General features: G+C 57.8%; 19 protein-coding genes. 2 read left to right on the forward strand and 17 right to left on the reverse strand.

Annotated elements, in window-relative coordinates; translation table 11 throughout:
- Window positions 1–26: 26 nt before the first annotated feature.
- From V9G17_06215 to V9G17_06260, 10 genes are all read right to left on the reverse strand, one after another.
- A complete protein-coding gene (locus V9G17_06215) occupies window positions 27–2,906 on the reverse strand; it encodes a bifunctional transaldolase/phosoglucose isomerase (GenBank protein ID MEI2752180.1) in 2,880 nt (959 codons plus the stop codon).
- 33 nt (window positions 2,907–2,939) lie between these two features.
- A complete protein-coding gene (gene tkt, locus V9G17_06220) occupies window positions 2,940–5,045 on the reverse strand; it encodes a transketolase (GenBank protein ID MEI2752181.1) in 2,106 nt (701 codons plus the stop codon).
- A gap of 73 nt (window positions 5,046–5,118) precedes the next feature.
- Window positions 5,119–6,105, reverse strand: coding sequence for a sugar phosphate nucleotidyltransferase (locus V9G17_06225; protein ID MEI2752182.1), 987 nt, complete (start codon window positions 6,103–6,105; stop codon window positions 5,119–5,121).
- A gap of 339 nt (window positions 6,106–6,444) precedes the next feature.
- Window positions 6,445–6,810: a hypothetical protein gene (locus V9G17_06230; GenBank protein ID MEI2752183.1), complete on the reverse strand. Its 366-nt coding sequence runs from the start codon at window positions 6,808–6,810 to the stop codon at window positions 6,445–6,447.
- Window positions 6,807–8,252 (reverse strand): cytochrome b N-terminal domain-containing protein, encoded by a 1,446-nt coding sequence (locus tag V9G17_06235; protein MEI2752184.1) that lies wholly within the window; start codon window positions 8,250–8,252, stop codon window positions 6,807–6,809. The genes V9G17_06230 and V9G17_06235 overlap by 4 nt, the downstream gene beginning before the upstream one ends.
- Before the next feature lie 21 nt (window positions 8,253–8,273).
- On the reverse strand, window positions 8,274–8,822 hold the full coding sequence (locus V9G17_06240; protein MEI2752185.1) for a ubiquinol-cytochrome c reductase iron-sulfur subunit: 549 nt from the start codon (window positions 8,820–8,822) through the stop codon (window positions 8,274–8,276).
- Window positions 8,819–10,294, reverse strand: coding sequence for a Si-specific NAD(P)(+) transhydrogenase (gene sthA / locus V9G17_06245; GenBank protein ID MEI2752186.1), 1,476 nt, complete (start codon window positions 10,292–10,294; stop codon window positions 8,819–8,821). The genes V9G17_06240 and sthA overlap by 4 nt, the downstream gene beginning before the upstream one ends.
- 101 nt (window positions 10,295–10,395) lie before the next feature.
- The gene (locus V9G17_06250) at window positions 10,396–10,992 is read right to left on the reverse strand and encodes a hypothetical protein (protein ID MEI2752187.1); all 597 of its coding nucleotides are present in this window, start codon (window positions 10,990–10,992) and stop codon (window positions 10,396–10,398) included.
- Window positions 10,993–11,458: 466 nt separating this feature from the next.
- Window positions 11,459–12,160, reverse strand: coding sequence for an HAD family hydrolase (locus V9G17_06255; protein ID MEI2752188.1), 702 nt, complete (start codon window positions 12,158–12,160; stop codon window positions 11,459–11,461).
- Window positions 12,161–12,334: 174 nt separating this feature from the next.
- Entirely contained in the window at window positions 12,335–13,924 is a 1,590-nt protein-coding gene (locus V9G17_06260; protein ID MEI2752189.1) for a sigma 54-interacting transcriptional regulator, read from the reverse strand.
- A 762-nt stretch (window positions 13,925–14,686) separates the two neighbouring features.
- Here V9G17_06260 and V9G17_06265 point away from each other — a divergent pair.
- The gene (locus V9G17_06265) at window positions 14,687–14,965 is read left to right on the forward strand and encodes a type II toxin-antitoxin system RelE/ParE family toxin (GenBank protein MEI2752190.1); all 279 of its coding nucleotides are present in this window, start codon (window positions 14,687–14,689) and stop codon (window positions 14,963–14,965) included.
- Window positions 14,966–14,977: 12 nt separating this feature from the next.
- A complete protein-coding gene (locus V9G17_06270; GenBank protein MEI2752191.1) occupies window positions 14,978–15,298 on the forward strand; it encodes a HigA family addiction module antitoxin in 321 nt (106 codons plus the stop codon).
- A gap of 302 nt (window positions 15,299–15,600) precedes the next feature.
- On the opposite strand, the gene V9G17_06275 is transcribed toward V9G17_06270, so the two are convergent.
- The 7 genes from V9G17_06275 to V9G17_06305 all read right to left on the reverse strand — a co-directional run bounded on the left by V9G17_06275 (window position 15,601) and on the right by V9G17_06305 (window position 24,553).
- Entirely contained in the window at window positions 15,601–16,290 is a 690-nt protein-coding gene (locus V9G17_06275) for a hypothetical protein (protein MEI2752192.1), read from the reverse strand.
- A 1,862-nt stretch (window positions 16,291–18,152) separates the two neighbouring features.
- Window positions 18,153–19,583: a hypothetical protein gene (locus tag V9G17_06280; GenBank protein ID MEI2752193.1), complete on the reverse strand. Its 1,431-nt coding sequence runs from the start codon at window positions 19,581–19,583 to the stop codon at window positions 18,153–18,155.
- A 15-nt stretch (window positions 19,584–19,598) separates the two neighbouring features.
- Entirely contained in the window at window positions 19,599–20,810 is a 1,212-nt protein-coding gene (locus V9G17_06285) for a hypothetical protein (protein MEI2752194.1), read from the reverse strand.
- 32 nt (window positions 20,811–20,842) lie between these two features.
- The gene (locus V9G17_06290; protein MEI2752195.1) at window positions 20,843–21,829 is read right to left on the reverse strand and encodes an RHS repeat domain-containing protein; all 987 of its coding nucleotides are present in this window, start codon (window positions 21,827–21,829) and stop codon (window positions 20,843–20,845) included.
- Window positions 21,830–21,974: 145 nt separating this feature from the next.
- Entirely contained in the window at window positions 21,975–22,463 is a 489-nt protein-coding gene (locus V9G17_06295) for a hypothetical protein (protein ID MEI2752196.1), read from the reverse strand.
- Between the two features lie 10 nt (window positions 22,464–22,473).
- On the reverse strand, window positions 22,474–24,159 hold the full coding sequence (locus V9G17_06300; GenBank protein MEI2752197.1) for an RHS repeat-associated core domain-containing protein: 1,686 nt from the start codon (window positions 24,157–24,159) through the stop codon (window positions 22,474–22,476).
- A 52-nt stretch (window positions 24,160–24,211) separates the two neighbouring features.
- Complete coding sequence (locus V9G17_06305) at window positions 24,212–24,553, reverse strand: hypothetical protein (protein ID MEI2752198.1); 342 nt, start codon at window positions 24,551–24,553, stop codon at window positions 24,212–24,214.
- Window positions 24,554–24,555: the final 2 nt, after the last annotated feature.

Consider the following 24,555-nt stretch of genomic DNA (forward strand, 5'->3'; position numbering starts at 1 on the left):
ACATGGTTTCATCCACAACATCGTCTTCAGGCCAACGCCTGCTCCATAGCCGACCTCAACGTCGCCAGTCCCGCGTGGACATCGGCGCCCAGATGCACGCGCAACAGCCGTCGATTTCGCTCCGCCAGGACCTGGAAATCCCCGCGGGCCTGCGCAGCTTTGACGATGCCGAACGAATAACGCTGGCCCGGTACCGGCAGGTCGACGGCATCGTCGTGAGTGATCTGGAGAAACAGGCCGCTGTTCGGGCCACCCTTATAGGCCTGTCCCGTGGAGTGGAGAAATCGAGGCCCGAAGCCGAGGCAGGTGGCGACCTGTTTCCGGTCTCGCACCCGATGGCGGATCGCTTGGAGGGCCGCGTCATATTCCGGACTCATTTCGAGATAGGCGAGGAGCGCGAAATACTCGCCCGCGGCAAGTCGATTCAGGTGCGCGGTGAGATACCCCTTAAGCGAGGGCGATGCTCCCGCCGCCGACTGAAGAAGCGTCGCATAGTGAGGAACCGCATAGAGTCTTAGCCCCTCCGCCTCGAAAAACGGAGATTCCGGCGGAAGGGTCTTGGTTCGTTCATACTCCGTCGTCAACTGTTTGGTCGCCAGTTTGCTCGCCTCCACATCCGGCTGGTTAAACGGGTTGAGCTCCAGGATCGACCCTGCCACCGCCGTGGCAAATTCCCAGCGGAAAAATTCCTGCCCCAAGTCATACCGCTCGGCCACTGAAATACGAACCACCGGTTGGCCGGCCTGCTCAAGCAGGTCGATGGCCTCGTCCTGGCTCTTCTCGGGCTCTGTCTGCAACCGGACATAGACGAACAACCGGTCGGCGCCATAGACCTCAGGAGGTCCAAGCGGTTCACGATCGATCGGAACGATTCCCTTCCCCTCCTTACCGGTCGACTCGGCCAGGAGTTGCTCAAGCCAGGCGCCCAACGCCGCCAAGCCGGGCGAGGTGATGATCGTCACCTTGTCGCGGCCATGATTGGCGCACACCCCAAGGATCGCCCCGAGCACCAGGCCTGGGTTTTTCTCAGCCGGCACATACGCAGAACAGGCCTCCACCATTTCCTCGGCACGTTCGAGAAACTGGGCGACGTCGACACCCATCACCGCAGCAGGCACCATGCCGAAGTTTGAGAGGGCCGAATAACGGCCTCCGATCGTGAGCAGCCCGAAGTAGAGATGGCGAAACCCATCGGTCTCGGCCGTGTGTTGCAAGGCCGAACCGGGATCGGTGACCGCAATGAACTGCTGTACGGCCGCTCTGGCTCCCACGAGGTGCTGCAGGCGGTCAAAAAAGTATTCTTTGAGGATGTTCGGCTCAAGGGTGCTGCCGGACTTACTCGAGACGATGAATAATGTCGTCGCAAGATGCACGCTGTTCTCGACGGTTTGGATCTGAGCAGGGTCGGTCGAGTCCAGCACGTGGAGCTCCGGATACCCCGCTTGCTTTCCGAACGTCTTCCGCAGCACTTCCGGGCACAGGCTCGAACCGCCCATTCCCAATAACACCGCATGGGTGAATCCTCTGCGCCAGGTTTCTTCGGCGAGATTGGTGAGCAGCGGAAGATGAGCCAACTGTTGATCGGTGACGCCCAGCCAACCAAGCCAATGGCTTTCGTCCTGATTGGTCCAGAGAGCCGGATCGCGATCCCACAGCCGTCGCACCTTGTGGCCGTCGCTCCATGCCTTCAGCGAGGATTGCACAGCGGTAGCCAGGTGTTGCGGCAGCGTATAGGATTGCCCATCGACCAGAGCCGATGGGTTCCCTTTGGATTGCTGTTCGACCGCAAGCAGCAGCTTGTCAAAGGCCTCCCTGAACAACTGCACCCCCTCATCCAAGAGCCGATCGGTGATCGCCTTCATCGAGAGCCCCGCTCGCTCCAAGTCCCGCAGGCTGGCCTTCGCATCATTGACTCCCTCGGTAATCCGAGTGACTGGAAGGCCGTGATCACGGAACGCCTCGAGCGTCGCAGGAGGGATCGTATTGACAGTCTCTGGACCGATCAGTTCCTCCACATACAACACGTCACGGTAGGCGTGATTTTTTGTGCCAGTACTGGCCCAGAGGAGCCGCTGGGTCATCGCCCCCCGCTGAGCGAGCGCTTCCCAGCGTGACCCGGAGAACAACGTTTGATACCGCTGATAGGCCAGCTTGGCATTCGCAATGGCAATCTTCCCTCGAAGATTCCTGAGCATCGCCTGTTCCGCGCCATCCCTGACGGTGTTGAGGCGCGCGGCGATCGCGCTATCCACCGCCGTATCAATGCGGCTGACGAAAAAGCTGGCCACACTCGCCACGCCGCTCACATCACCGCCCCTCGCCGCCAACTGTTCCAACCCCGTGAGATAGGCCTCGGCGACTTGTTCATACCTCTCCTGCGCGAAGATAAGGGTCACATTGACATTGATCCCATCCTCGAGCAGTGGAGCGATCGCCCTGATCCCCTCCTGAGTGGCCGGAACCTTGATCATCAGGTTGTCGCGTCCAACGGCCTCCCAAAGCCGCTTCGCCTCATCGAGCGTGCCCCTGGTGTCATGGGCCAAATGAGGCGAGACCTCAAAGCTCACGTAGCCGTCTCGCCGATTCGTCCGGGCATACACCGGGCGCAGAAGGTCCGCCGCGGCCCGGATATCCTCGATGGCCAACCATTCGTAACAGACTTTCGCGTTCAGACCAGGCTCTAGCCTGAGCGCTCTCAGGGATTCGGCATAGTCCGAGCTGCCGTTGATAGCCTGCTCAAAAATGCTGGGATTCGAGGTCATTCCAGATAAACCATCATTGGTGATGAGGCGTTGTAATTCCCCACTAGTCATGAAACTCCGCCGGATAAAATCCAACCAGACGGATTGTCCGAGCATGGAGAGGATACGAACCGGATTCATCGTGGCGGTCTGTGAAACGTTCATTAGGGTATCTCCTTGAAGATGGTCGTGACAGGATTACACTTCTCCCCCTGCGCTCGTCTGATGAATTGGTTTCTCGCGCAACCGGTCTGTGAGCAATTGCTCTCTGACCGCAGCCATCACGCGATCAGGGGTAAACCCGAACTTTCGCTGCAACTCCTTCAAGGGTGCCGACGCGCCGAATGTGTCCATCCCGATGCTGATCCCCGTCGCCCCCACATAACGATCCCATCCCATCGTGGCAGCTTCCTCGACGGAAATCCGAGCCGTGACATGCGGCGGAATCACCTGGTCGCGATAGGCTGGACTCTGCTGTTCGAACAGCTCCCAGCACGGCATGCTCACCACACGGACTTGCACTCCTTCCGCGATGAGGCGTTCGTAGGCTGCCACGCAGAGCGAGACTTCGCTCCCCGTCGCCAGCAGCAGGACTTCCGGCTGTCCCCCCGGCGCCTCGGCCAACACATAGGCCCCCCGCGCCAGACCGGATGCCGAAGCATATTTCGTGCGGTCCAGCGTCGGAAGCGCCTGTCGGCTGAGCACAAGTGCGGCCGGCTCATGATGAAGGGGCATGATGACCCGCCAGGCCTCCACGACTTCATTGGCATCGGCCGGCCGAATCACCAGGAGTCCGGGAATCGCTCGCAGCGACGCCAATTGTTCGATGGGCTGATGGGTGGGACCATCTTCCCCCACGCCGATCGAGTCGTGCGTGAACACATGAATCACGGGAATCTCCATGATCGCGCTGAGCCTGATCGCCGGTTTGGCGTAATCGCTGAAAATGAGAAAGCCCGATCCGAAGGCTCGCACTTTGGAGAGGGACAGGCCGTTGAGGATCGCCGCCATGGCATGTTCACGTACCCCGAAATGCAGATTGCGACCGCTATAGTCGGTGGCAGAAAAATCGCCGGCGCCGTCAGACACAAGCCGAGTCTTGGTCGAGGGGGCCAGGTCTGCCGAGCCCCCGATCATCCAAGGGACTCGACCTGCCACGGCGTTCAACACCTTGGCCGACGCATCCCGTCCGGCCAGCCCCTTCTGATCCACTGGAAAGCTCGGCACATCTCGCTCCCACTCGCGCGGAAGATCCCGATGCTGCATTCGATACAAGTCGTCTGCCAACTCCGGGTACGCCGACCGGTACGCGGAAAATCGCATCATCCACTGCTCTCGCCCCATTCGTCCGCGTTCTCCCATGACACTCTGGAAATGTTCCGGCACTCCGACCGGCACGAGAAACGAGGCATCCTCCGGCCATCCATACGAGCGCTTCGCCAACTTGATTTCTGCGTCGCCTAACGGCTCTCCATGTGCGGCGCTGGTGTCCTGTTTATGCGGCGCGCCATAGGCGATATGGCTATCGACGATGATCAAGGTGGGCCGATCTTCGCACTGTCGAAACGCCATCATGGCGCGGTCGAGCATCATCAGATCGTTGGCATCGGAGACCCGTGTCACGTTCCACCCATAGGCGCTGAAACGAGTCGCCACATCTTCACTGAAGGCCAGACGCGTGCTCCCTTCGATCGTGATGTGGTTGTTGTCGTAGATCCAGCAGAGATTGGACAGTTTGAGATGGCCGGCCAACGAGGCCGCCTCTCCCGTCACCCCTTCCATCATGCAACCGTCGCCGCACAGGGCGTAGACGTCATAATCGATCATCCGAAAACCCGGTCGATTGAAGTACGTACCCATCCACCGGCCGGCCATGGCCATCCCCACACTCGTGGCCACACCTTGCCCTAAGGGACCGGTTGTCGTCTCCACTCCAGACGTCCAGCGATACTCCGGATGGCCTGGACACTTGCTCTCCAGTTGCCGGAACTTCTTGATGTCATCCAGCGTGACCGACAGGTCTCCCACGGTTTCATACGCGGGATTGACGGCCCTCACGCCGGTGAGATGGAGCAACGAATAGAGCAGCATGGACGCATGTCCGATCGAGAGCACGAACCGGTCGCGGTCGGGCCAGATCGGATCCTGCGGATCGAAACGCAGGAAATGCTGCCACAGCCAATAGACCACGGGAGCCAGGGCCATGGCCGTGCCGGGATGTCCGGAATTCGCCTGTTGGACCGCATCCATCGACAAGGTCCTGATGGTGTTGATGCATTGCTGGTCGATCGATTGTGCCTTCATTGCGACTGGACTCCTTCGGTCTACACTTCGTGTTCCTGCGGTGCGTGCTCCCCTGAGGATGCCATGGCCTCGCTTACATCTTTACGGCGACAGGACTCCCCTGATGAATCGGCGCGAACGGACTGCCAAGGGCATCTAATGGAAAGGCCGGTGTGAGGCCGGTCCGACGCAGCGCTTCAGCAATGCGCTCCGGCCGTCCCCAATCGCTCCATAACGCATTCGTGAGTTCCGTCACCGCCACTCGATCCGGCACACGCTGGAGGAGATCGGTAGAAAAATTCTTGTTCGGCATGGTCTGATAGATCGACTCCAAGGTCTGAGCCTCCTCCGATGTTCCGATGGCCCGACCGAGTCGTTCGAACCGTTCCACCAGTTCGGGGAAACATTGCTGCCCCAGGCTCCAGAGCGTCTCCACCTTGGCCACCATCACCATCGTATTCCAGAGCGCATGCGTCGCCAGGGCCGCATCGGCCTCCTGCGCCGTAGGCTTTTCGAGAAAGGCCCGCACCGCCTGAACCGGACTCGCTCCAGAATCGGTGAGCCGTTCCCCGGGTAGAATCCAGCCGTAATCCAGTTCGAGCCGATCGGGGGCTACGCCGAGTAAGACGATGCGGTCATGGAGCCGCTCGGTCACCAAGACCACATTTCGCACGGTGGCGAGAAACTGCCCTTCCGGATAGACGAAGTGGTCGGACGGATAGATGATCACGGTCGCCTGGGGATCGCGTGCCCGCACGTAGGTCAACGGTAAAAACACGCCGGCCCCTGTATCCCGGTTGGTAGGTTGAAACAACACCGTCCCGACCCCGCGCCCGTCCAGTTGCGTCATGGCCTCCTGACGATGGGACTTCGCAATGACCAGGATGGACTGCTCCGCCGGGGTGAGGCACGCGGCCCGATCCACGGTATGCTGAAGCAGGGACCGTGTGCCGACAAAGGTACAAAATTGCTTCGGTCTCGGCCGGCCCAACCATCGCTCGACGAAGGATCCCACTCGCGTGCCTTCGCCACCCGCCAACACGATGGACCACGTTTTCCCTTGGTTGTTTTGCTGTGTCATCTGTTCCTCCTTCCCTGACTGGTTACCGCGGGTAGGCAGGCGCCCCTATTCTCGAACCGCCTTCGCTCGCTTCTGCCCATAGGTATTCCGCACCGTCGCATACAGGTCGAGCATTGCGGCTTCCACTCCCTGGAACGTCTCCAGAGTAAGCGACCGACCGTTGGTGATCCTCCCCGACCCGGATTCAGCATTGTGCGATCGTGGAGGTGACTCGATTCTGAGGGCCCCTTGGAATCCATGAGGATCGTCGGCCTTGTCACGTCCGGCGTCCTGAGGGTCCACCGCCTGCTCGGAATTCTGTTCATATCGCTCCTATGATGACGACCGTCGACGAGGGTTCTACCGCGTACGCCGCTCAGCGGCAGACTCGCCGAACGCGCTGTCGCGCTGCGATCGCCACCGGTCTGACGCGCGGCCGCCTTCCGATCCGACCAGTCCGGATCCGGGCCCGATCGAAGGAGTCAGCGGCGCCGTCGCCCGCCCAAGGTCGGGACTGCGTGGTGGCATCGATGACGCCGGCGTGACCTCACGGACGCCATGGTTGAGCCACCCTTCCCAAGAATGTTGCCGCGCGGGGGCCTCGCCGGATGATCCCAAGGGGGCGTCACCACGAGTACGGTCCGACCCAGACACCTCCGCATGCACGAGGGCAGAGCAGGACACCAGCGCGATTAGCAAGACGGTGCTCAGAATGGTGCGCGTCATATCAGTTCCTTTCTTTCTTCAGCCCACAAACAGGCCCGGCATGACCACGCGACGCCGACAGACGGCACCGCGGCGTATTCCGTCTCCTCTGTTTCGAGTGCGCCTTTCGTCGGAGCGGCGGCCGCACCCTTCAAGCTCAACAGAAAACTGGCCAAGTCATTGACCTCCCGGTCGGACAGGGGAAATTTCGGCATAATGGACCCGGGAGAGACCGATGCCGGGTCCCGGAGATGGCGAATATGCCAATCACGATCCGTCCGCCGATCGCCCACATAGGAGAGATCCGGTCCGACCTTGCCACCCTCTCCATGCAGGCTATGACAGGCGAGGCAATGATGCTGCGCGAAGAGCACCTTTCCACGCGCCAGGGACGGATCCACTTTGGGGAGCGCGTGGAGGTCCCGGATCGAGATCCCGAGCAATGCGAAAATGGTCACAAGGAACATCGTGAGGGCGAACACCGCCACCGGACGTGAGCGTGGTCGCCGTTCCTTATTGCGATCCAAGAACGGCAGCAACAATAAGCCCAGGATGACCAGGATCGGTAAGCCCCAAGTGGCCAAGGGTTCCAGCGGCCCGGACATGTATTTCAGCAGCTGGTAGAAGAAGAGGAAGTACCATTCCGGAACAGGCGTAAAGGTATGATCGGCCGGGTCGGCTCGGTCGGCCAACGGAAACTCAATCGTGCCGGCCAGCACCGCCAGAATCAGGAAGAGGCCCAGCATCACCACGGCATCCATATAGACCTGGCGGGGATAGAACGTCTCGCTTCGCTGGCGCGCTTCCTCCTCGTTCCACGGACCTGCGGGGCCGACGCGTCGCAGAATGAACAGGTGGAGCAGGATTCCCCCGACGATGAGCGACGGCAAAAACAGGGTATGCAGGGCGAAAAAGCGAGACAGCGTCAAGGCTCCTAAGGACTCGCCCCCGCGCAACAGCCGCACCAGAATGTCTCCGACGAACGGCACCGAGGCCACCATGTTGGTCCCGACCTGGGTCGCCCAATAGGCGTTCTGGTCCCACGGCAGCAGATACCCGGTAAAGCCGAAGGTCAACATGAGCAACAACAAGACGATGCCGACCATCCACATGACCTCACGTGGACGTTTATAGGCGCCGTACAGATAGACTTGGAGGAGGTGCAACCCGATGGCGACCATCACGGCCGATGCCCCCCAATGGTGCAGCCCCCGGACAAACCACCCGAACAGGACCTCATGCTGGATAAACTGCACGGTGTCATAGGCGGCATCCGGCGACGGCACGTAATAAAGCGCCAGAAACATGCCCGTCGTAGCCTGGAGGCAAAACAGAAACAGGGTGGCCGACCCAAACACATAGATCCAGCTGGCTCCGCCGGGAATCGGTTCATCCAACAGCGTCTGCCCAATGGGCTTCAACTTCAGTCGGGCATCGAACCAGTCATAGAGTTTTCCTGCCATGGTCTCCTATCCTGAAAGCCGCTACAATTCGACCGGACGATCAAGCCCTGATTTATATTGTTTGTAGGTGACCCAGAGTCGCCCTTGCTCCACTTTGGAGGGGAGCACATCCAGCGGGCGAGGAGCCGGTCCGTCGAGCACCTTGCCTGTCACATCGTAGACACTGCCGTGACAGGGGCACTTGAACTTCTTATCGTCACTGTCCCATCGGAATCCGCATCCGAGATGAGGGCAGATGGGGGAGAACACCACCACCGTGCCTGCCGGTTGCTTGATCGCCCAAACGACTTTCTTCACCGACGCGGTGCGCCACCCGTCCTTGATCGAATTCACGAATTCCAACTGCTCGGGCTCGCCGGCAGGAAGTTGGTCGATGGGACCGATCTCATTCCACGAGGACTCACGCCGCTTCAGGGCCGGAGCCACCGCATAACTGATGAGTGGGACCGCCAATCCAACCCCAATGACACCCATCGCAATCTTAGTGACCCACGCAAAAAACCGGCGTCGGGTGCCGACCGGCGTCGAGGTGACCAGCGCGTCATCGGGCTGTGCATCGTGCCCCGTCATCGGACGCCTTCACTGCACACAGCCTGCAGGGCGGGAGCGCTTCCTTCTCCCTCCTCTGTTTGCCGGGACAATTTATTAAAGGCATCGAGGGCGGCCACCTTGTAACACTCCGCCAAGGTGGGATAGTTGAATACGGCCCGCAAGAAATAGGGGAGTCCGCCCCCCAACTCCATCACCGCCTGTCCGATATGAATCAGCTCCGTGGCCCCGGTCCCCACGGCATGGACGCCGAGCAGCCGTTGATCCTTGCGGTGAATGAGCAATTTGAGGAAACCGCTGTCATCGCCAAGAATCTGCCCCCGCGCAATTTCCCTATATCGCGCGATGCCGGTTTCATACGGAATCTTCTTCTGCGTCAACTCATGTTCCGGCGGGCCGATTGCCGAGATCTCCGGAAGGGCATAGATACCGATGGGAAGATGCTCGACCATCGGCCCCGGTTCCACTCCGAACGCGTAACAGGCCGCCAACCTCCCCTGCATGAACGAGGTCGACGCCAGGCTCGGATACCCGATGACGTCGCCGACGGCGAAGATGTGCGGCACCGCGGTTCGGAAGTGCCGATCGACGGTCATCCGTCCCCGCTCATCTGATGTCAGCCCCACCGCCTCAAGGTTGAGCCTGCCCGCAGCCCCGATCCGTCCGACCGAAAACAAGACTTGATCGGCCACGATCGATTTCCCCGATTCCAGATGCACCACGGCCTGCCCCGGGGTACCGGCGGTGACTTCCAACCGCTCGACCGCTTCCCCTAAGCGAAACGTGACCCGTTGTTTTCTCATCTGATGCATCAGTTCATCGACCACCTCCCGGTCTAAAAACTCCAGCAGGCGCTCGCGTTTGTCCACCACGATCACCTCGATCTGCAGGGCGGCGAACATCGACGCATACTCAACCCCAATGATGCCTCCACCGACCACTACCAGCTTCTTGGGCAACCGCCTCAACCGAGCGACATCATCGCTGGTCAGGATGATGTCTCCATCGACCGGCACGCCGGGAGGGGAAGCCGGATACGTGCCCACGGCGATCAGAATGTTGGCCGCCGTCACGGTTCGCCGCCCCTCCGCGGAAGCCACAACGAGGGAATGGGGATCAAGAAACGACGCCTCGCCTCGAATCAGTTGGATGTCATTGCGGCAGAGTTGCTGTTCGACCACTTGAGCCTCACATCCGGCAACCATCGCCACGCGATGGAGCAGTTCTTCCGCGGAAGGACGGTGGGCTCGATCTGGCTCAGATCGGTAGGCGCGGCTACGCCCGAACTGGCCGTCTCCCTGCGTGAGAGAACAGACGGCTTCGCGAAACGTCTTGCTCGGGATGGTCCCCCTGTCCAGGCAGGTGCCACCCACCGAAAGACCTTTTTCCACCACCGCCGCCCGTTTGCCGAGTTTGGCCGCCTGAACCGCGGCGCGCTGACCGGCCGGACCACTCCCGATGCACACCAGATCAAAATCATAGGCTGGACTCATAAGGAACATCTCCTCTGCAAGGAAACCGTCAAGTGCATTCCGCCCTGTTCGGCCATTTATCAGACAACTGATTCGATCACCCTCACGCCAACGGGAATCTCCTATTTCATACTCGTCAACCGCTGGTGAGCCTCATCGGCATAGTAGGTCGTGACTGCTCCCTGCTGTGCCGCCACCACCGCCGTGAGCAGTGCCACACTCAGCCCTGGCTGTCCTGCAGCCTGGGCCACCTCACTACCGTGCAACGCGCAGGCCACCGACATCGCGTGAGGATCAACGGCTAACCTGGACGGAAGCGTTGAGATCAACGATCGGACTGAAGCGGGCAACAGAAGGACCGTGGCGTGGTTCGGCATTGAGACCGCCTGCGCAACGCGATTCAGCTGGTGCAGGTCGGATCGGATTTCTTCGGGTTCCACGCTCGATCGGCAGTGGAGGTAGGTCTTCCAGGTGTCCATAAATTTGGCGCTGTCGAGGAGAGACGCCGGCCTACCGAACGGCGACGCAATCTGGCAGCCACTCACCCCTACCATGCTGAGGAGAAGGACGAGCCTCACCGCCCTGGCTCGGAACAGAGCGCCGTGACTCTCGAGCGAGAGACTGCGACGGTCCCGACACAGCCACCCGTGAAACACGTGACGGCCTCGCATGACCAGCCTCAAGGACGGAGCAACAGATTTCACTCGCATGGCGTTCACGACGATCCTCTCCGCGTCCGATCCTTCGATGACATCCAACTGCAGCGATCACTACACATCTCTGCGTGCTGGTATCTGCAAACCAGATACCAGGCAGGAAGGTGCGGCCATGAGGAATAGTAAGGAGAGCGATAACAACGGCTTCCTCGACAATGTGAGTCAGTTGCCCGCGAGACGAGCCGGCAGCGGCGAAGGTGCGGTCGCGAGGACTCGCGATTTATAACGAGTGGCCGCGATTTATCGCGAGGAGATTGAACGGGTGATGAATGTGGGGAGGGATGCGCCTTGACGCAGGCAGCGATGTCAGGCATTCGGCTTCGCTGCTTTTCGAACTCGCCAGCGGTGATCACTCGTGAGAGCGAGGCGGGAGTGTGTGACGAAGGACGCGCAGTGGTGAAAACGACTGCGTCGTTCGGTTCGTAATGGACCTGCGGCTGTCCCTGTCCAGGGATGCGCCCGTCCAGTGCTATCGCCCCAGTCCGGACGAGACGACCGGTTGAGCCGACACGAGCCCATCCAACTCATAGTGCAGCAGATCGCCGATCCGTTCGAGGCTGAAATCCGCCGCAGGATACGTCTCTCGCACATGAAGAGACTGTGCGTAGTGGCCTTGTTGCGAAAAGATCGTGGTGACCCGAGGCCCCCACAGCTGCTTGACCGCCGACAAAATGCGCAGCTTGTCATCAATCAGCACATACTGCTCAGCAGGGTACCGCACTTCGATGTCGTCTAATTCCTCCTCCTTATGCACGTAGATCAACACCTGGCCGTCCACGGCATCGAAGAGACCTGCGCGCGCGATCTTATGCGGTTGAAAGACCGCATCCCCATCGGAGACGAGGACGACCGGACCGCGCTGCTTCAGATGGGTCACCACCGCAAGTGCATCAGGGAAGAGACACTTCGAAAAGGGGTAATTGAGCAGAAACTGCGACACCTTGAGAATGTGCGCATCATGCTGATACTCGCACCGATACCGTTGGAGCGCGCCGAGATAGTCGGCATACCCCAGTTCGTCCCGTAGTTCCTTGAAGAGGCTCCAATACCGCTGTTGCTGGTTGTGCCCGATGGTTTGCTCCAGATAGCGCCCCAGATCGCACGTCACTCGATCCGCATCAAGCAACGTGTTATCGACGTCGACAAGAAACACGACCTCGTGATTCATCATGGTGCACCTCATTTATTTCGGTGTCGCAGGAGTACTTGCCATATCATTCGAAACAGCAAGTCGCGTTCCACTCGACTCGATGAGCACAGGCCTTGTAGTGGCGAGCGATTCAGGGCACCTTCCTCATGTATTCGCCGGACGAGACGTCCTCGAACCGTGAGTGCCCGCGGTTTTTCACACGACGTCGCTATTTTCCGCGATGGACGGGGAATATGTCGGAGGGAGGTGCTCAAGAGGAGCCAGGGACGTGGGTCGTGATAGCCCCAATTTCTTCATTCGGCTGCGCAACGTGCTGGGATTGATCTTCAGTCGGTTCGCCGCCCCAAGCGGGCCGTAAATCCGCCACCCGGCTTGTTCAAGGGTGTGGAGGATGTGCAGGCGCTCAGAGTCGTGCAATGTAGTGACTGGTTCCGGGGCGATGGGTGACCGTTGGGAAGGAATCATACTGCGTTCGTCGATTGTCACCAAATGCGACGGCGCAAGAATCGTTGCCCGCTCAATGACATTCTGGAGCTCGCGGATATTGCCCGGCCAATCATAACGCGTCAAGCGGGCCAATGCCTCGGCATCAAAGATGACATTACCCCGATTGAGTTTCGTCCGACAGAGCTGGAGGAAATGCTGCGCCAACAGCGGAATATCCTCGCTGCGATCTCGCAAGGGGGGAAGCGTGAGGGGGAACACCATCAGTCGATAGTATAAATCGGCTCGAAAACGCTTCTCCGCCACGGCTTGAGCGAGATCCACATTCGTCGCCGCGATGAGGCGCACATCCACGGAGACCGATTTCGCCCCTCCCACTCGATCGACTTGATGATCCTCCAGCACACGCAACAGTTTGGCCTGTACCTCTAACGGCATCTCCCCGATCTCATCAAGAAAGAGCGTCCCCTCGTGAGCGAGTTCAAACCGACCCTGATGCCGCTGGACCGCGCCTGTAAAGGCGCCCCGCTCGTGCCCGAATAATTCACTCTCTACCAGCCCACTGGGCAACGCCGCGCAATTGAGCCGCACAAAGGGCTTGTTGCGGCGCAGGCTATTTTCATGGATCGAGCGGGCGACCAACTCTTTTCCGGTGCCGGTCTCCCCCATTATCAGGACCGTCGTGGACGTTGCGGCCACCGCCTGAATTTGCGCCAGCACCTTGCCAAGAATCTGACTTTTTCCAACCAAGAGGCCAAAATTGCATTCCTGCTTAATCTCTTCGGTCAAGTAGGCATTCTGCTTCGTCAGCTGCTGACTCAAGTGGGTCAACTGTTCATAGGCCTGTACATTCTCGATGGCCAGCGCAACCTGGATCGCCACCTGCCGTAAAAACTCTACCGTCTCGCCATCCGGCTCACCTGCGGCCACACTCCCGATATTGAGAGTGCCGAGACAATGCCCGCGAACCAGGAGCGGGAGATTCACCATTCGGCCGAGACCTTCCTGCGCATAATACTCATCTTCGATGAACACTTGGTGCTGCTGCAGGTGAGGCCGAACATGGACCTCCTGATGGTCATAGACCCATCCCACCGCACTGCCGCTTCTCGGAATAATCGCGCCGCGCTGGAGCACGCGCTTCGGGATGTTGGTCTCAAGGGCATGGAAACGAAAGCCGTCTTCCTCTGGTGCGTATAACAGCACTCCGGCTCGTTCCCAGGAAATGACTTCCTTGATGCACTCAGTGCAGGCTTGCCACAGATCGTCCATCTTGCGCTGTGAGTTTAATATATTCGAGACTTCAAGCAGGGCGTGATACCGACGATGGACCACTGTCATCACCACCGCTCCCCACGTTGAGTATTTACGCGCAATGAAGCTGCCTCAGGGTGCATTTGCTGTCCACATGCCTTGTAATGAACACTGTCCGATGAGCCTAGTTTAAGCAACATCCTTGCCCGCAACGATTTCAGCTACACCCATGCCGGCAAATGGCACCCCCATCCCGCGATCCATGCAGCGGCTGGACTGCTGAGCCTCTCCTAGAGACGGCCACCTACGTGTCCCTCACCGTGCCGCCACACCCTCACGGAAGCGGAATAGTAATGAGCGCACTGTGCGTAATCGCTCGACTTTCTTCTCGCCGGGTGACTACTGCGATACTGCCGCGAGCCGAATCCTGCATCCTATGTTCAGCCTGAAGCCGCTGCTCGAAGACTACAATTCACATGGCAACAACTGAAACCATGCCCTCGACAAATCGACCTATCTCCGCGACAAGAGCAGTCGTTCAGGAACAGATTCCTGCCAAGGTCTTTCCAGGAATATCGGATTGGGATTTGACTGATAGGCGGATTGGCTTTCTTCGTACAGAAGGTGGCTACTTATCGGCGAGTCTGTATTCAAGTCCATGCGTTCATGATCTGCGACCCACCATCGCACCGAGATTGCATCATGTTGGAATCGACAACGAAATCTGCCAGACACTACTCGCCCACGCCGAGCTCGAGCCGGCAGAAAACTACTCAAATTGAGATTGTTTAGCACAAATTTAGCACATCCGTTTTACGTAAAGCATAAACCAATGATAGAGTAAAGACCGTGATCAGAGGTTTTCGGGATAAGAAAACAGAGCGTCTGTTCGCCGGGGAACCCGTCAGAGAGTTCTCCGGGATTCGCAATGTGGCTGAACGGAAGCTCGCGATGCTATACAGTGCCGCCGCGCTCAAAGACCTGCTGGCTCCTCCAGGAAATCGATTGGAGAAATTGAAAGGTGATCGCGCGGGGCAGCACAGCATCAGAATCAACGACCAATGGCGCATCTGTTTCCCCTGGAGGGATGATGGCCCTCGCGAGGTCGAGATCACGGACTATCACTGAAGGAGAACGGTCATGGTGAAGAACGGTATGCGGCCGGTGCATCCGGGAGAAATCTTGCTAGAAGAGTTCATGAAGGGGTCCGATTCCCCCATCAACGCCAATACACTCGCCAAAGCACTGGAGGTGCCGGCAAACCGGATTACGGCCATCATCAAGGGACAGCGGGGCATTACGGGCGATACTGCCGTGCGTCTGGCAGCTTTTTTCAATACTACGGCAGAATTCTGGATGAATCTTCAGAAAACCTATGAGTTGCGTTTGGCTGAACGGGCACTACCTGAAAAGATCAGAAAGCACATCAAGGCGAAACGGAACATTCTCGTTTCTGCGTAAGAAACTGAATTTTCAGAAAAAATACATCATTTCTCCACGGGGAATTCTCTCGAAACAGAAGCAACGTCACTGCGAGAAGATTCTCATTGTGCGCATCTCAATTTACGGGGAGCTTACGATTGCAACGGGTTCCTCAAATTGACGGCAATCTCATTTGCTTGAAGCGTTCCATTAGTTCTATTCTTTCCCGTCTTTTCCTTTCCCGTCCCGCCTAATCTGATCACAACAGTAGTCACACAGCGCGACCCGCCGTGACGGTGTTGTCGCATTCCCTGTCGTCTGTCGTCCGTCGTCATCGGCATTCAGTCATCAACGCCCACACCGATCACGATTAGAACCGCGTAGTCTTGCTTCGTGCAGCCCTCGACCTGAGGCATCACTCCCCCTGGCGCAACCGGAAATGCAGTCTTCTGCGCGTTTGCCGGCGAGCACGAACCACCAGTCGCTGCCGGTGTATAGCGGGCTGAGCGGCAGGCCAGGTGCGTCACGTCGTAGAGCGTCGCGCCTTTATCGAGCTCCCAGCGCCTGTCGCCATTCCTGTCGGCAGGATGAATGGTGAGTACAGCCGTCACGTCGCGGGCACCCGTGACCAGGTATTTTCCGGTGGGAAGCGGAAAGGTCGGCTGCTCCATGATCAAACCATGTTCCTCCAGCCACCAGTCCGTACCGTCGAATGTCCAGCGCGCCGGGGCGACGCCACCTGCATCCTTCAACCGGTTATAGCTGTTCAGCTCGACGCCCCGAGGACCTGGGTCCAGAGGCCACAGACCCCACGATTGCGCGCCGTTGCCGGAGGACGCACCTGGATCGCCCAACGCCGCGATGAACTGTGTGGATATACGCTGGAACTTCTTCTGCCCTCCGCTTGCGGCGTGGGCTTGGCTTCGATTCAGATGGAATGCGGGGAGCACGAACGAACCGAGCAGACAGAGAACCAGGATAAGCAGAGCAAACGTCGAACGGGGAAAAGAACCACCTTCTTTTTTTGTCATCTTGGCTCCTGCATCTCATCACCGATTTACCGGTGGGCTCCACACCACGGCATGAACGCTCCGCAGGGATGCTTATTCTAGGCTTGGTGGTGTCGGGTCGCAACAGACAGAAGACGGCCAACGAATTCCTCATTTCTATGGCCTATCGGCTAGGGTCCATCTCCAGAATGATTGTATTCTTAAGCAGACACAGGTACGGGTTTCGGTTTGAGACGAGGGTACGCGCCACCAAACTGTACGAAGGAATCAGGCGAGTGCAACAGGAGGGAAGAGAACCCTGGCGCTTCGGAATTCGCATCACAGGCCTCGCAGCCTAAGGATGACAAACGCTGGGAAGGGAGCTTAGGAAACGACGCGCCTTCAGCTTTTATTCTTCGACTAGCTGTGGTATCGGCCCCTCGATGACTTCACCCAGGGATGGTCCGGGCACTTGAGAGTTAGGGGCAAAGAGTCGCGGGGTACGGTCTATGTGAAGGCGTGGGCTCCTTGTTGTACGACCACACGTAAGCCGTAACAATAAAACGGAAAAACGGAGACAACCCAAACGCACTCTTGAGTGAGCCTGCGTTTGGGTTGCCCCAGAATGGCTGGGCCGCTAGAACTGTGGGGCGTCCTGAATTGCTTTTCTGGTGCCTTCTTCACCCTGGCAAGTATCCTCGGCGAGCATACGCTGCCCCGCACTGGCCTTCTCGGGGATTCTTGAGAGACAGGCCTTGAGGGTGTCCTCCACTGCACCCGATGCAACCTGTGGCACTGGAGCAGGAAGCATGGCTCCTTTCACTTGCCCCTCTTCCGCGTGAGCTGAGAAGGGCGACAGCGCTGATGCGAGCAACAGGACTGAGGACAACAGGATCGACCGTTTTACGAATAGACGGGTTCTCATAACGTACCTCATTGGGTGTTGGCCCATGTGGTGGGGCGTTTCATGGCGGGCCCTTCCATGAAACGAATATCCCTCCCGTTTGTGGACACAAACGGAGCATCACTGTTGACTGCTGCGTGACGGACCAGAGGAGACTGGAGAATCAGACGCGCAAGAAGAATGAGGAGGGATGCGCGAGGGATGGGACAGTCGGCGTATATTTACAGTAGACCCTGCCACCCAAGGAGTCAAATGCGTAGTGGGTCAGTTTGATTTCTTATGGCAGATTTTTCAGCGCAGCGCGTGCATACATACAGGAAGTTAGAGGAATTTACGCGCAGGTCTAGCAATCAAACATTTGCTGGCTCGTAGCTGGCCGACTCCTGTTCTCCTCATTGACAGCCGACCGTTCAGTCAATGCTCTACCTCCACGACACGCACATCTTCTAGAGCCATCCGCTGTGCGTCACCAACGCTTACTTCCCGCGTGGCAAATCAAAATCGCTCTCCCCACCACTGAGGAGCGCGGCCGGTTTGCCTGATCAACGCTCCGTAGCTGCCGGCTTTTGTCAATGGCTAGGGGCAGATCGCAAGGCATCGAAATGAACCCTATCGCCTACCAAAGATTGGCTAACTGCTTGATTGCAAGACCTGACCCTAATTTGCTCCTAATTTGTTCGAGAGCTGTGATCAGCCGTGGAAGGACTCGAACAAGTCTATCCGCCGGCATATGAGACAAACGCAGCAGTGGATGGAACTGCGATGGTCTTTGATTTGGATGGTGAGTCGGCTGGGATTCGAACCCAGGACCCTCGCCTTAAAAGAGCCCCAGGCGACAAGTAAAATCAACATCTTAGGCATTGAAACATTCCAATAGGATACACGGTTTTACAATGACTTACAAACAGGCTGTCCGATATAGGACGATCTTGGGCGGACTATTCGGAGGGTGAGCAAGAATGCCGCCCCTCAAGTTCTGCCAGTATTTCACGTGCCATAGTCAACTCGGTTGCATCACTCCTGTGGCAATGACTATTCGTTCCTGGTCCTCGGGTGAGAGATCGGAGAGCGCGAGAATACGCCCAGACCTCGTCAGTAGCGAGGCGGTCAGGAGATCGCCCTCGCCTGCCGCCACTAACAGGTGCTCCACTTCTTCACCATCCACGAGAGGAAATCCCCCGGCGACTTGAGGATAATAGTTAAGATAAGCCAACAGTACGCACACGACATCTGGAGGCATACGAACGATAGCAGTCGCGGTAGAAGAGGTAAAGGAACCGGTCGAGAGGGTGGCTGGAAAGAACTGTGGCTCTCCCATTGCTGGAATCATTTTCACATAGAACTGCCTAGGAACAGACACATTTTGAATAGTCAAAGTCACCGGTACATCGAGAGAGGAATTCTCAGGTAAGGCGACATCAGGCGACCCATGTGATCCGGTGGGCGTCGACGGTACTGAGACCCCTCCGATGCTACTAACTATCACACTGGGCAGTGCTGTGACCGCTGGGGTACTCGCAGACGTAATCGGTCCGAGAGTGTTCACGATGAACGCGGCTGGCGTCGTGGCTGCAATAGCACAGGTCACACATTCCACGCGAACCACCCCCAAATATCCAAGGCTTCCAACGCAAGCCTGATATCCGCCTCGAGCTTGCAGAACGCCCTGGTTGGTCACTTGTGGGGCAACCAGTCGGATGGCGCCTCCGCTACCGGCTCCACCCGCCGACAAGCCACAGGTGACTTGACTCCCTGATATACCGTCGCCCCCATTGGCTGAAATCACACCGGTTGATTGAATGAGAATCTGAGTCGTCGACGCGATCACCAGGGCACCGCCGCCACCCGCTCCTGATGGCCCATTTTGTGCGGTGGTCGCCACACCACCCCCACCCCCCGATCCTCCATAGATTGGCTGTAAATTGACAAAATACGCGGCGCCGTACGATCCGTCTCGAGTGGAGATCGCCGGAAACAAACCAGGATCGCCTCCCCCTGTGCCTAACCCTCCGGTGCCATTCGAGGGAGACAGTCCACGGATCCCCCCATCCCCGCCACGAAATCCTCCGGGGCCACCTACTTGGCCGGGGGTGACGCCGACATTTCCGCTAGTAGGGCCGGCCAGCGCGGCATCTCCGTTGACGCGAATGGCCCCGGCAACTGTCACCGCACCTTGAGCCAGGAGCGTCACGGGGGTATTCGTCGCGTTCCGTTGAAAGGTCACCGTCACCCCGGCGGGAATGGTGACGGTGGTGTAATTCAGAATGCCGTCAGCAGGCAGCACCACCGTTGTGCTGGTTGCGGGAGCCAAGGCTCCTAGACTTCCGGTGCTGCCACTATTAAATGCCTGCCCCCAGGCTGTCAGAGTCGGCAAGCAGAGCAACAGGCTGAGAGGAGGAATTATCGCTCTCCATCGTACAAGTGCGCTCATAGCCCCCCTCCTACTCTATGGCAACGTGAAATCGCTCCATGCATTTAAGACACTCACCTGCCCCACTGGAAGCGTCACGCTGAATGTGGCCGTTGACGTGGCAAATGTCCCGGTCGATGCAGCAGTCAGCGGAGCAGCGGCAGCGGCAAACTGTGGGATGTGTTTGAGTGTGAAGGTGGAGCCTACGGGGAGGTTCGTTCCCGTCACGGTGACGCTCACGGGATTGGTTGTACCCCCTGGAAGCGTGACGTCCGCTGTCGAATAGGTGCCGCCAGTCGTCGAAGGCGTGCTCACACCGGCAATCGCACTAATTCGCAGGGTAGGCAAATTTGATAATGCCGGCACACTGTTACTCGTAATCGGACCACAGGTGGTCGTCACGGTAAAGATCGAATTCGAAGGATAGATGTTTCCTGTGAAGTTCATACGAAAGGCCTCGAGCCGCGCACGTCCCAGACCCGGTTGGGGATTGCCCCCTTGGCCGTAGAGCACATTGATCGTTCCGTTTCCGGCGATTTCAGGTGAGACCAGACGTATAGCTCCGCCACTCCCGCCGCCTGCGTAAATAATTCCGGTGGGCCCCCCATCGCCTCCTCGGGCAAAGATCGTCCCAGTGAGGGTGATCTTAGTCGACGAACCGATGACGATAGCTCCACCCCCACCCCCTCCAGCAATCCCGGCTTGGCCGGTAGTTCCTGGGTACCCTCCGCCTCCTGACCCGCCGAACAGTGGTACGAGACTAACAAAGCTGGTTGGCGCGCCATAGAATCCGCCGCCGCCATACGAAGCTGAGGTGGCGCCACCACCAGGTCCCTGCCCCCCAGACGGTGCATTGTTAATGGCTCCTTTGGCACCGCCCTGTCCGCCGCGAAACCCTCCAGGTCCGCCCGCACCACCTGGCGGCACATTTACGCCATAGCCCGTTCCTGCCACTCCATCAAGATTCACCACGCCCGCGATCAGCACGTTTCCCGTTGCCAGCATTATTACTGGCGTGTTGGCGGCATTCGGCTGAAAGGTCACCGTCACTCCGACTGGAATCGTGACCGTGGTGTAATTAAGGATGCCGTCCGCGGGCAGAGTCACGACGGTGTTCGTGGCCGGAGAGAATGCTCCCAGACTCCCCGTACTACCGCTTGTAAACGCCTGGGCAAACACCGGCAATTCGCTCCAGAACAAACCGACAAGCCCGCACCCCAAAAGAGCAATGACACGTACCATGGTCATGGACGACCTCCTTACATGATATGGGCCGACTGCTACGGAAGCATTTCGCTGACCGGCGGAGCCACCGTGCTGGTGGAACCGGATGGAGCCATCGGCGACAGCAAGTAGTATTCGCTGGCCGACGGGGCCACGGTGCTCGTGGGACCGGACGGCGATAGGTTTGAGGGTGATATAAATGGGCTCACCGGGGAGGATACGGCAGCTCGCGAGCCAGAGAGGACACTATTGGGTCGCCACACACTCACCGGAAACCTCGTTTGAACAAATCCCCATATGGGCGTGCTAACCGCCACCGTCGTCGCCCCGCTCGCGACCGTTCCTAACGGCGTTGTGACGGTGAAGGTATAGGTCCCCGGTGGGACGGTTGCAGCGACCGCGAGGGCGAGTGACAGGCTGGTGTCAGTCGCTCCGGCCTGTAAACTGCCGGTGATGCCCGCATGGGAGAATGTCACGCTGGTAGCCTGTAACAGACCAGTCCCAGTCACGGTTGCCGGCACCTTCATGCCTTGTCCCATCTTGGTTGGTGTAATGCTGGTGATGGTAGGGGCCCCGAGCACCGTAAAGGGCTGCGGGCTATTGGCCGTGCCGGCCGTGGTGGTGACAGACACCGACCCCGTGGTGGCGCTTGCCGGTACAGTCACCGTTAATCGGTTGGGAGTGGCTGCGGTGACGGTGGTGGCGATACCGTTAAACTTAACGGTGTTGTTGGCGGGGGTGGCGCTAAAACCGTAGCCTTGGATGACAACCAACGTAGTGGCGGAGCCCTTGTTAGGCGCAGTGAGATAGATCCCGATGCCGCTTCCTGGCGGCGTAAAGCGATCGATGGACAGGAGATTGCCAACTGCATCGTAATTGTAGACAGCGAGTGCGCCCGTGCTATCGGTCACGCTGGTGAGACGACCCTGGTCGTCGTACAGATACTGGGCTTGATCTGCGTAACTTAATGATAAGACGGAAGTTGCGAGACCAATTTGAATTAACAAGCCCAAGATTTCTCGCTTAAGTGAGACTCGTAGCATCACAATTTCTCCTCACGTTTTGAGCCGAACCTCCTCACCTTGACTGGGTAAAACCAATTATTACCACTCTCGGCCGCTCTAGTCCCTGCAAGAGAAAATAAGTTCGTTGTCCGTGGGGGTTATGGGTCAAAAACGTTGGTGACCTCTATTTTTTTGCCTTGAGCTTCCCATTTTGAGGATGGGTCCCACCCGCATTTTGATTACTCCACTCCATCGGGGTCGGAGGAAGAGCCGATCCATTCTGCTCAAACTCTAATTGCGTTCCAATGAACCATCTGTCCAGTAGTCCACCACCAGGACGATATTCACTATCTCCCCACGAGGCCTCGGCCTTCATGACACTGCCGTCAGCATTCACATACTCAAAAATGTTGTGGCGCCATCTGCGCTCAAGAAACTCAGAGGTGCAGGCGATTCCTTCCCCAGACACTTTAATCACAAGAAAAAAACCCTGCCGTTCAATAACCTGACAAGATGCATCCAAATAACGCAGGGTCACCCACCCCTTGTATCCCGGCGGAAGTTCCCACTTCACCGGCAATCCAACACCACCAGGCAATGCCAATAACCCGACAAGGATCAGCATCGCTGCAACTACAATCACTAAATAGAAGGTCAACGATCGCTTCATCATCTTGCCCTTATCATCGCCCCGGAACCGGTAAGGGCTGTGGGCCGTTCCCTAGATCTCCGACCCAGCCAGGAGTGCGATAATCGTAGACTTGAGTAGGACCGTTTGGCCCTCCGTACTGCCAGATTTCGTAATTCGGGAAAGTGGTACCAGCAGCCGAGGTGACACTGGCAGAACCGTCTGATTTTTCAAAGATTGCAAAGTGGTATTTAAGTGGCCATGGTGGAATATGGAATCCGTTGATGGCTTCGCACTCAAACTTGATCTTTCGTCCACCAAGGGGTACATGGCTAACACGGGCTGAGCAGCTACCCAGTTCACCCGGTAGACTGACCCCAAACTTGCTTTTCGAAATGCCCGCAGCATTTTTTACTTTCGCATCACTGCCGAGGAGCTGGCGCGTCCGGAAAGTTCCGCCAGCGGAGTCAGGCCCGCGATTATCGCCATACCCGAAGACCAAAACATCTTTGTCTGGAATATAGGCATCAACGCAGTACCGCAGACCAGAACCTCCCGGATCCATGCAAAGACCACGGACATCACTATAGTTAATAGGGCTATTGCCGACGTAGGCGTACAGGTTTACATCGCCAGCTGAAAATCCAATAGGGTCTTCGCCTAAGAATCGATGAACTTTAGGGTCATAGTATCGCGCCCTGAAATAGTAAAGGCTGGTCGCATCACTCTCACGCCCGGTATATTGGAATGGGTTTGTTGAAATTCCCGTGATCGTCGTCGCACCATTTGGCTCAAAGGTGTATGCGGTCTGTGTCGCACCGTTAATGTCTGTAAGTACCACTGAGCTTCCCAATGCATCCGTCTGATAGAACTCATCGCCCGCTGCATGTCTCCGAATGAATGGCTCATCAATGCTGAGGCTTCGGATGTATGTAGCGGTTGGCGTACTGCCAGAAAGCTCGGCCAGGATGTCCACCCCGTCGTACCAGAATCCGGTCGTCGTGCCGTTGATGGTCTTGCTCTTCCGGCGTCCCAACCCGTCGTACGCGAAGCTCGCCGTGAGTCCAGTCCGACTCATTCCGGTCAGTCTGTTTCTGGTATCCCACGTATAGGTCGTCGTCACTCCGGCTTGCGTCTCGGTCGCTAGATTGCCATTGCCGTCATACGTCAGATTCGTCGTGGCACTATTCCAACGCGTCAGCTCATTCGCAACATCATAGGCAATGTTGGCAGCGGCCACGGCCGTTGGCAGATTTGATGCCGCGGCATTCTGTCGCACCTGCGTGATCCGGTTTCCACCCTTGTCATAGGTGTACGTAAGCGCTTCAATCGTCGTCGGCGTCTTCACATGTCCAATCGTGAGTAGCCGATTGGCATTGTCGTACCCGTAGCTGGTTACGACCCCATTCGGATAAGTCAGAGACGTTCTTCGCCCTGCATTGTCGTACGCCAGGGTCACGGTCTGTGAACCCTGAGTGACGGTCTTCAGGCGAGAATTCTTATCATAGGTGTAGCTGGTCTCTGGCTGTCCTGTTGTACTGAGTTTGAGCCGTCGTCCAATCTCATCGTACTCGACAGTTACGGTACCGGGTGCGGTGGTCTCTTGTACGCGCGGATGATGGCCGCTGCTCACCGTGTCGTAAGTCCAGTTGATCGTGCCGCCGACCGAATCGTTGACGCCGGTGAGGCGGTTGATCGCATCGCGATCAAGGTCAATTTCCTCAGGCTCATACCAGTTCAACGCAGCCTCATTTCACAGACGCACAAGTAACAGCGAAAGGCGAACCATTTGCTCAAAATCCGCCTCTCCCCAATACCCACATACAAAGTCCGGCATAGCCGAGTGCGATTGGGATGTAGAACCATAAATACTTTAAGTACTTAGCCCTGATTCTGACGATGAGACTTTTTCGGACTTCCTGATCGTCATTCGCCAACGCTTGTGTTTCCTCTCGTGTGTAATTCAACCGCATCACGAAAAGACCTAAAGGTATAAAAAGTGTGACATATATCCATTTCTCCCAGAACGAAGCCTCATCGGCACGAAACACCATTAATCCAGGTCCGAGGGTAATGGATGAAATGGCAAGAGCGAGATATAAATAGCTTTCATATTTTGGTTTGGATGGCTTCAATT

This window comes from Nitrospira sp., assembly GCA_037045225.1.
Taxonomy (GTDB): domain Bacteria; phylum Nitrospirota; class Nitrospiria; order Nitrospirales; family Nitrospiraceae; genus Nitrospira_A.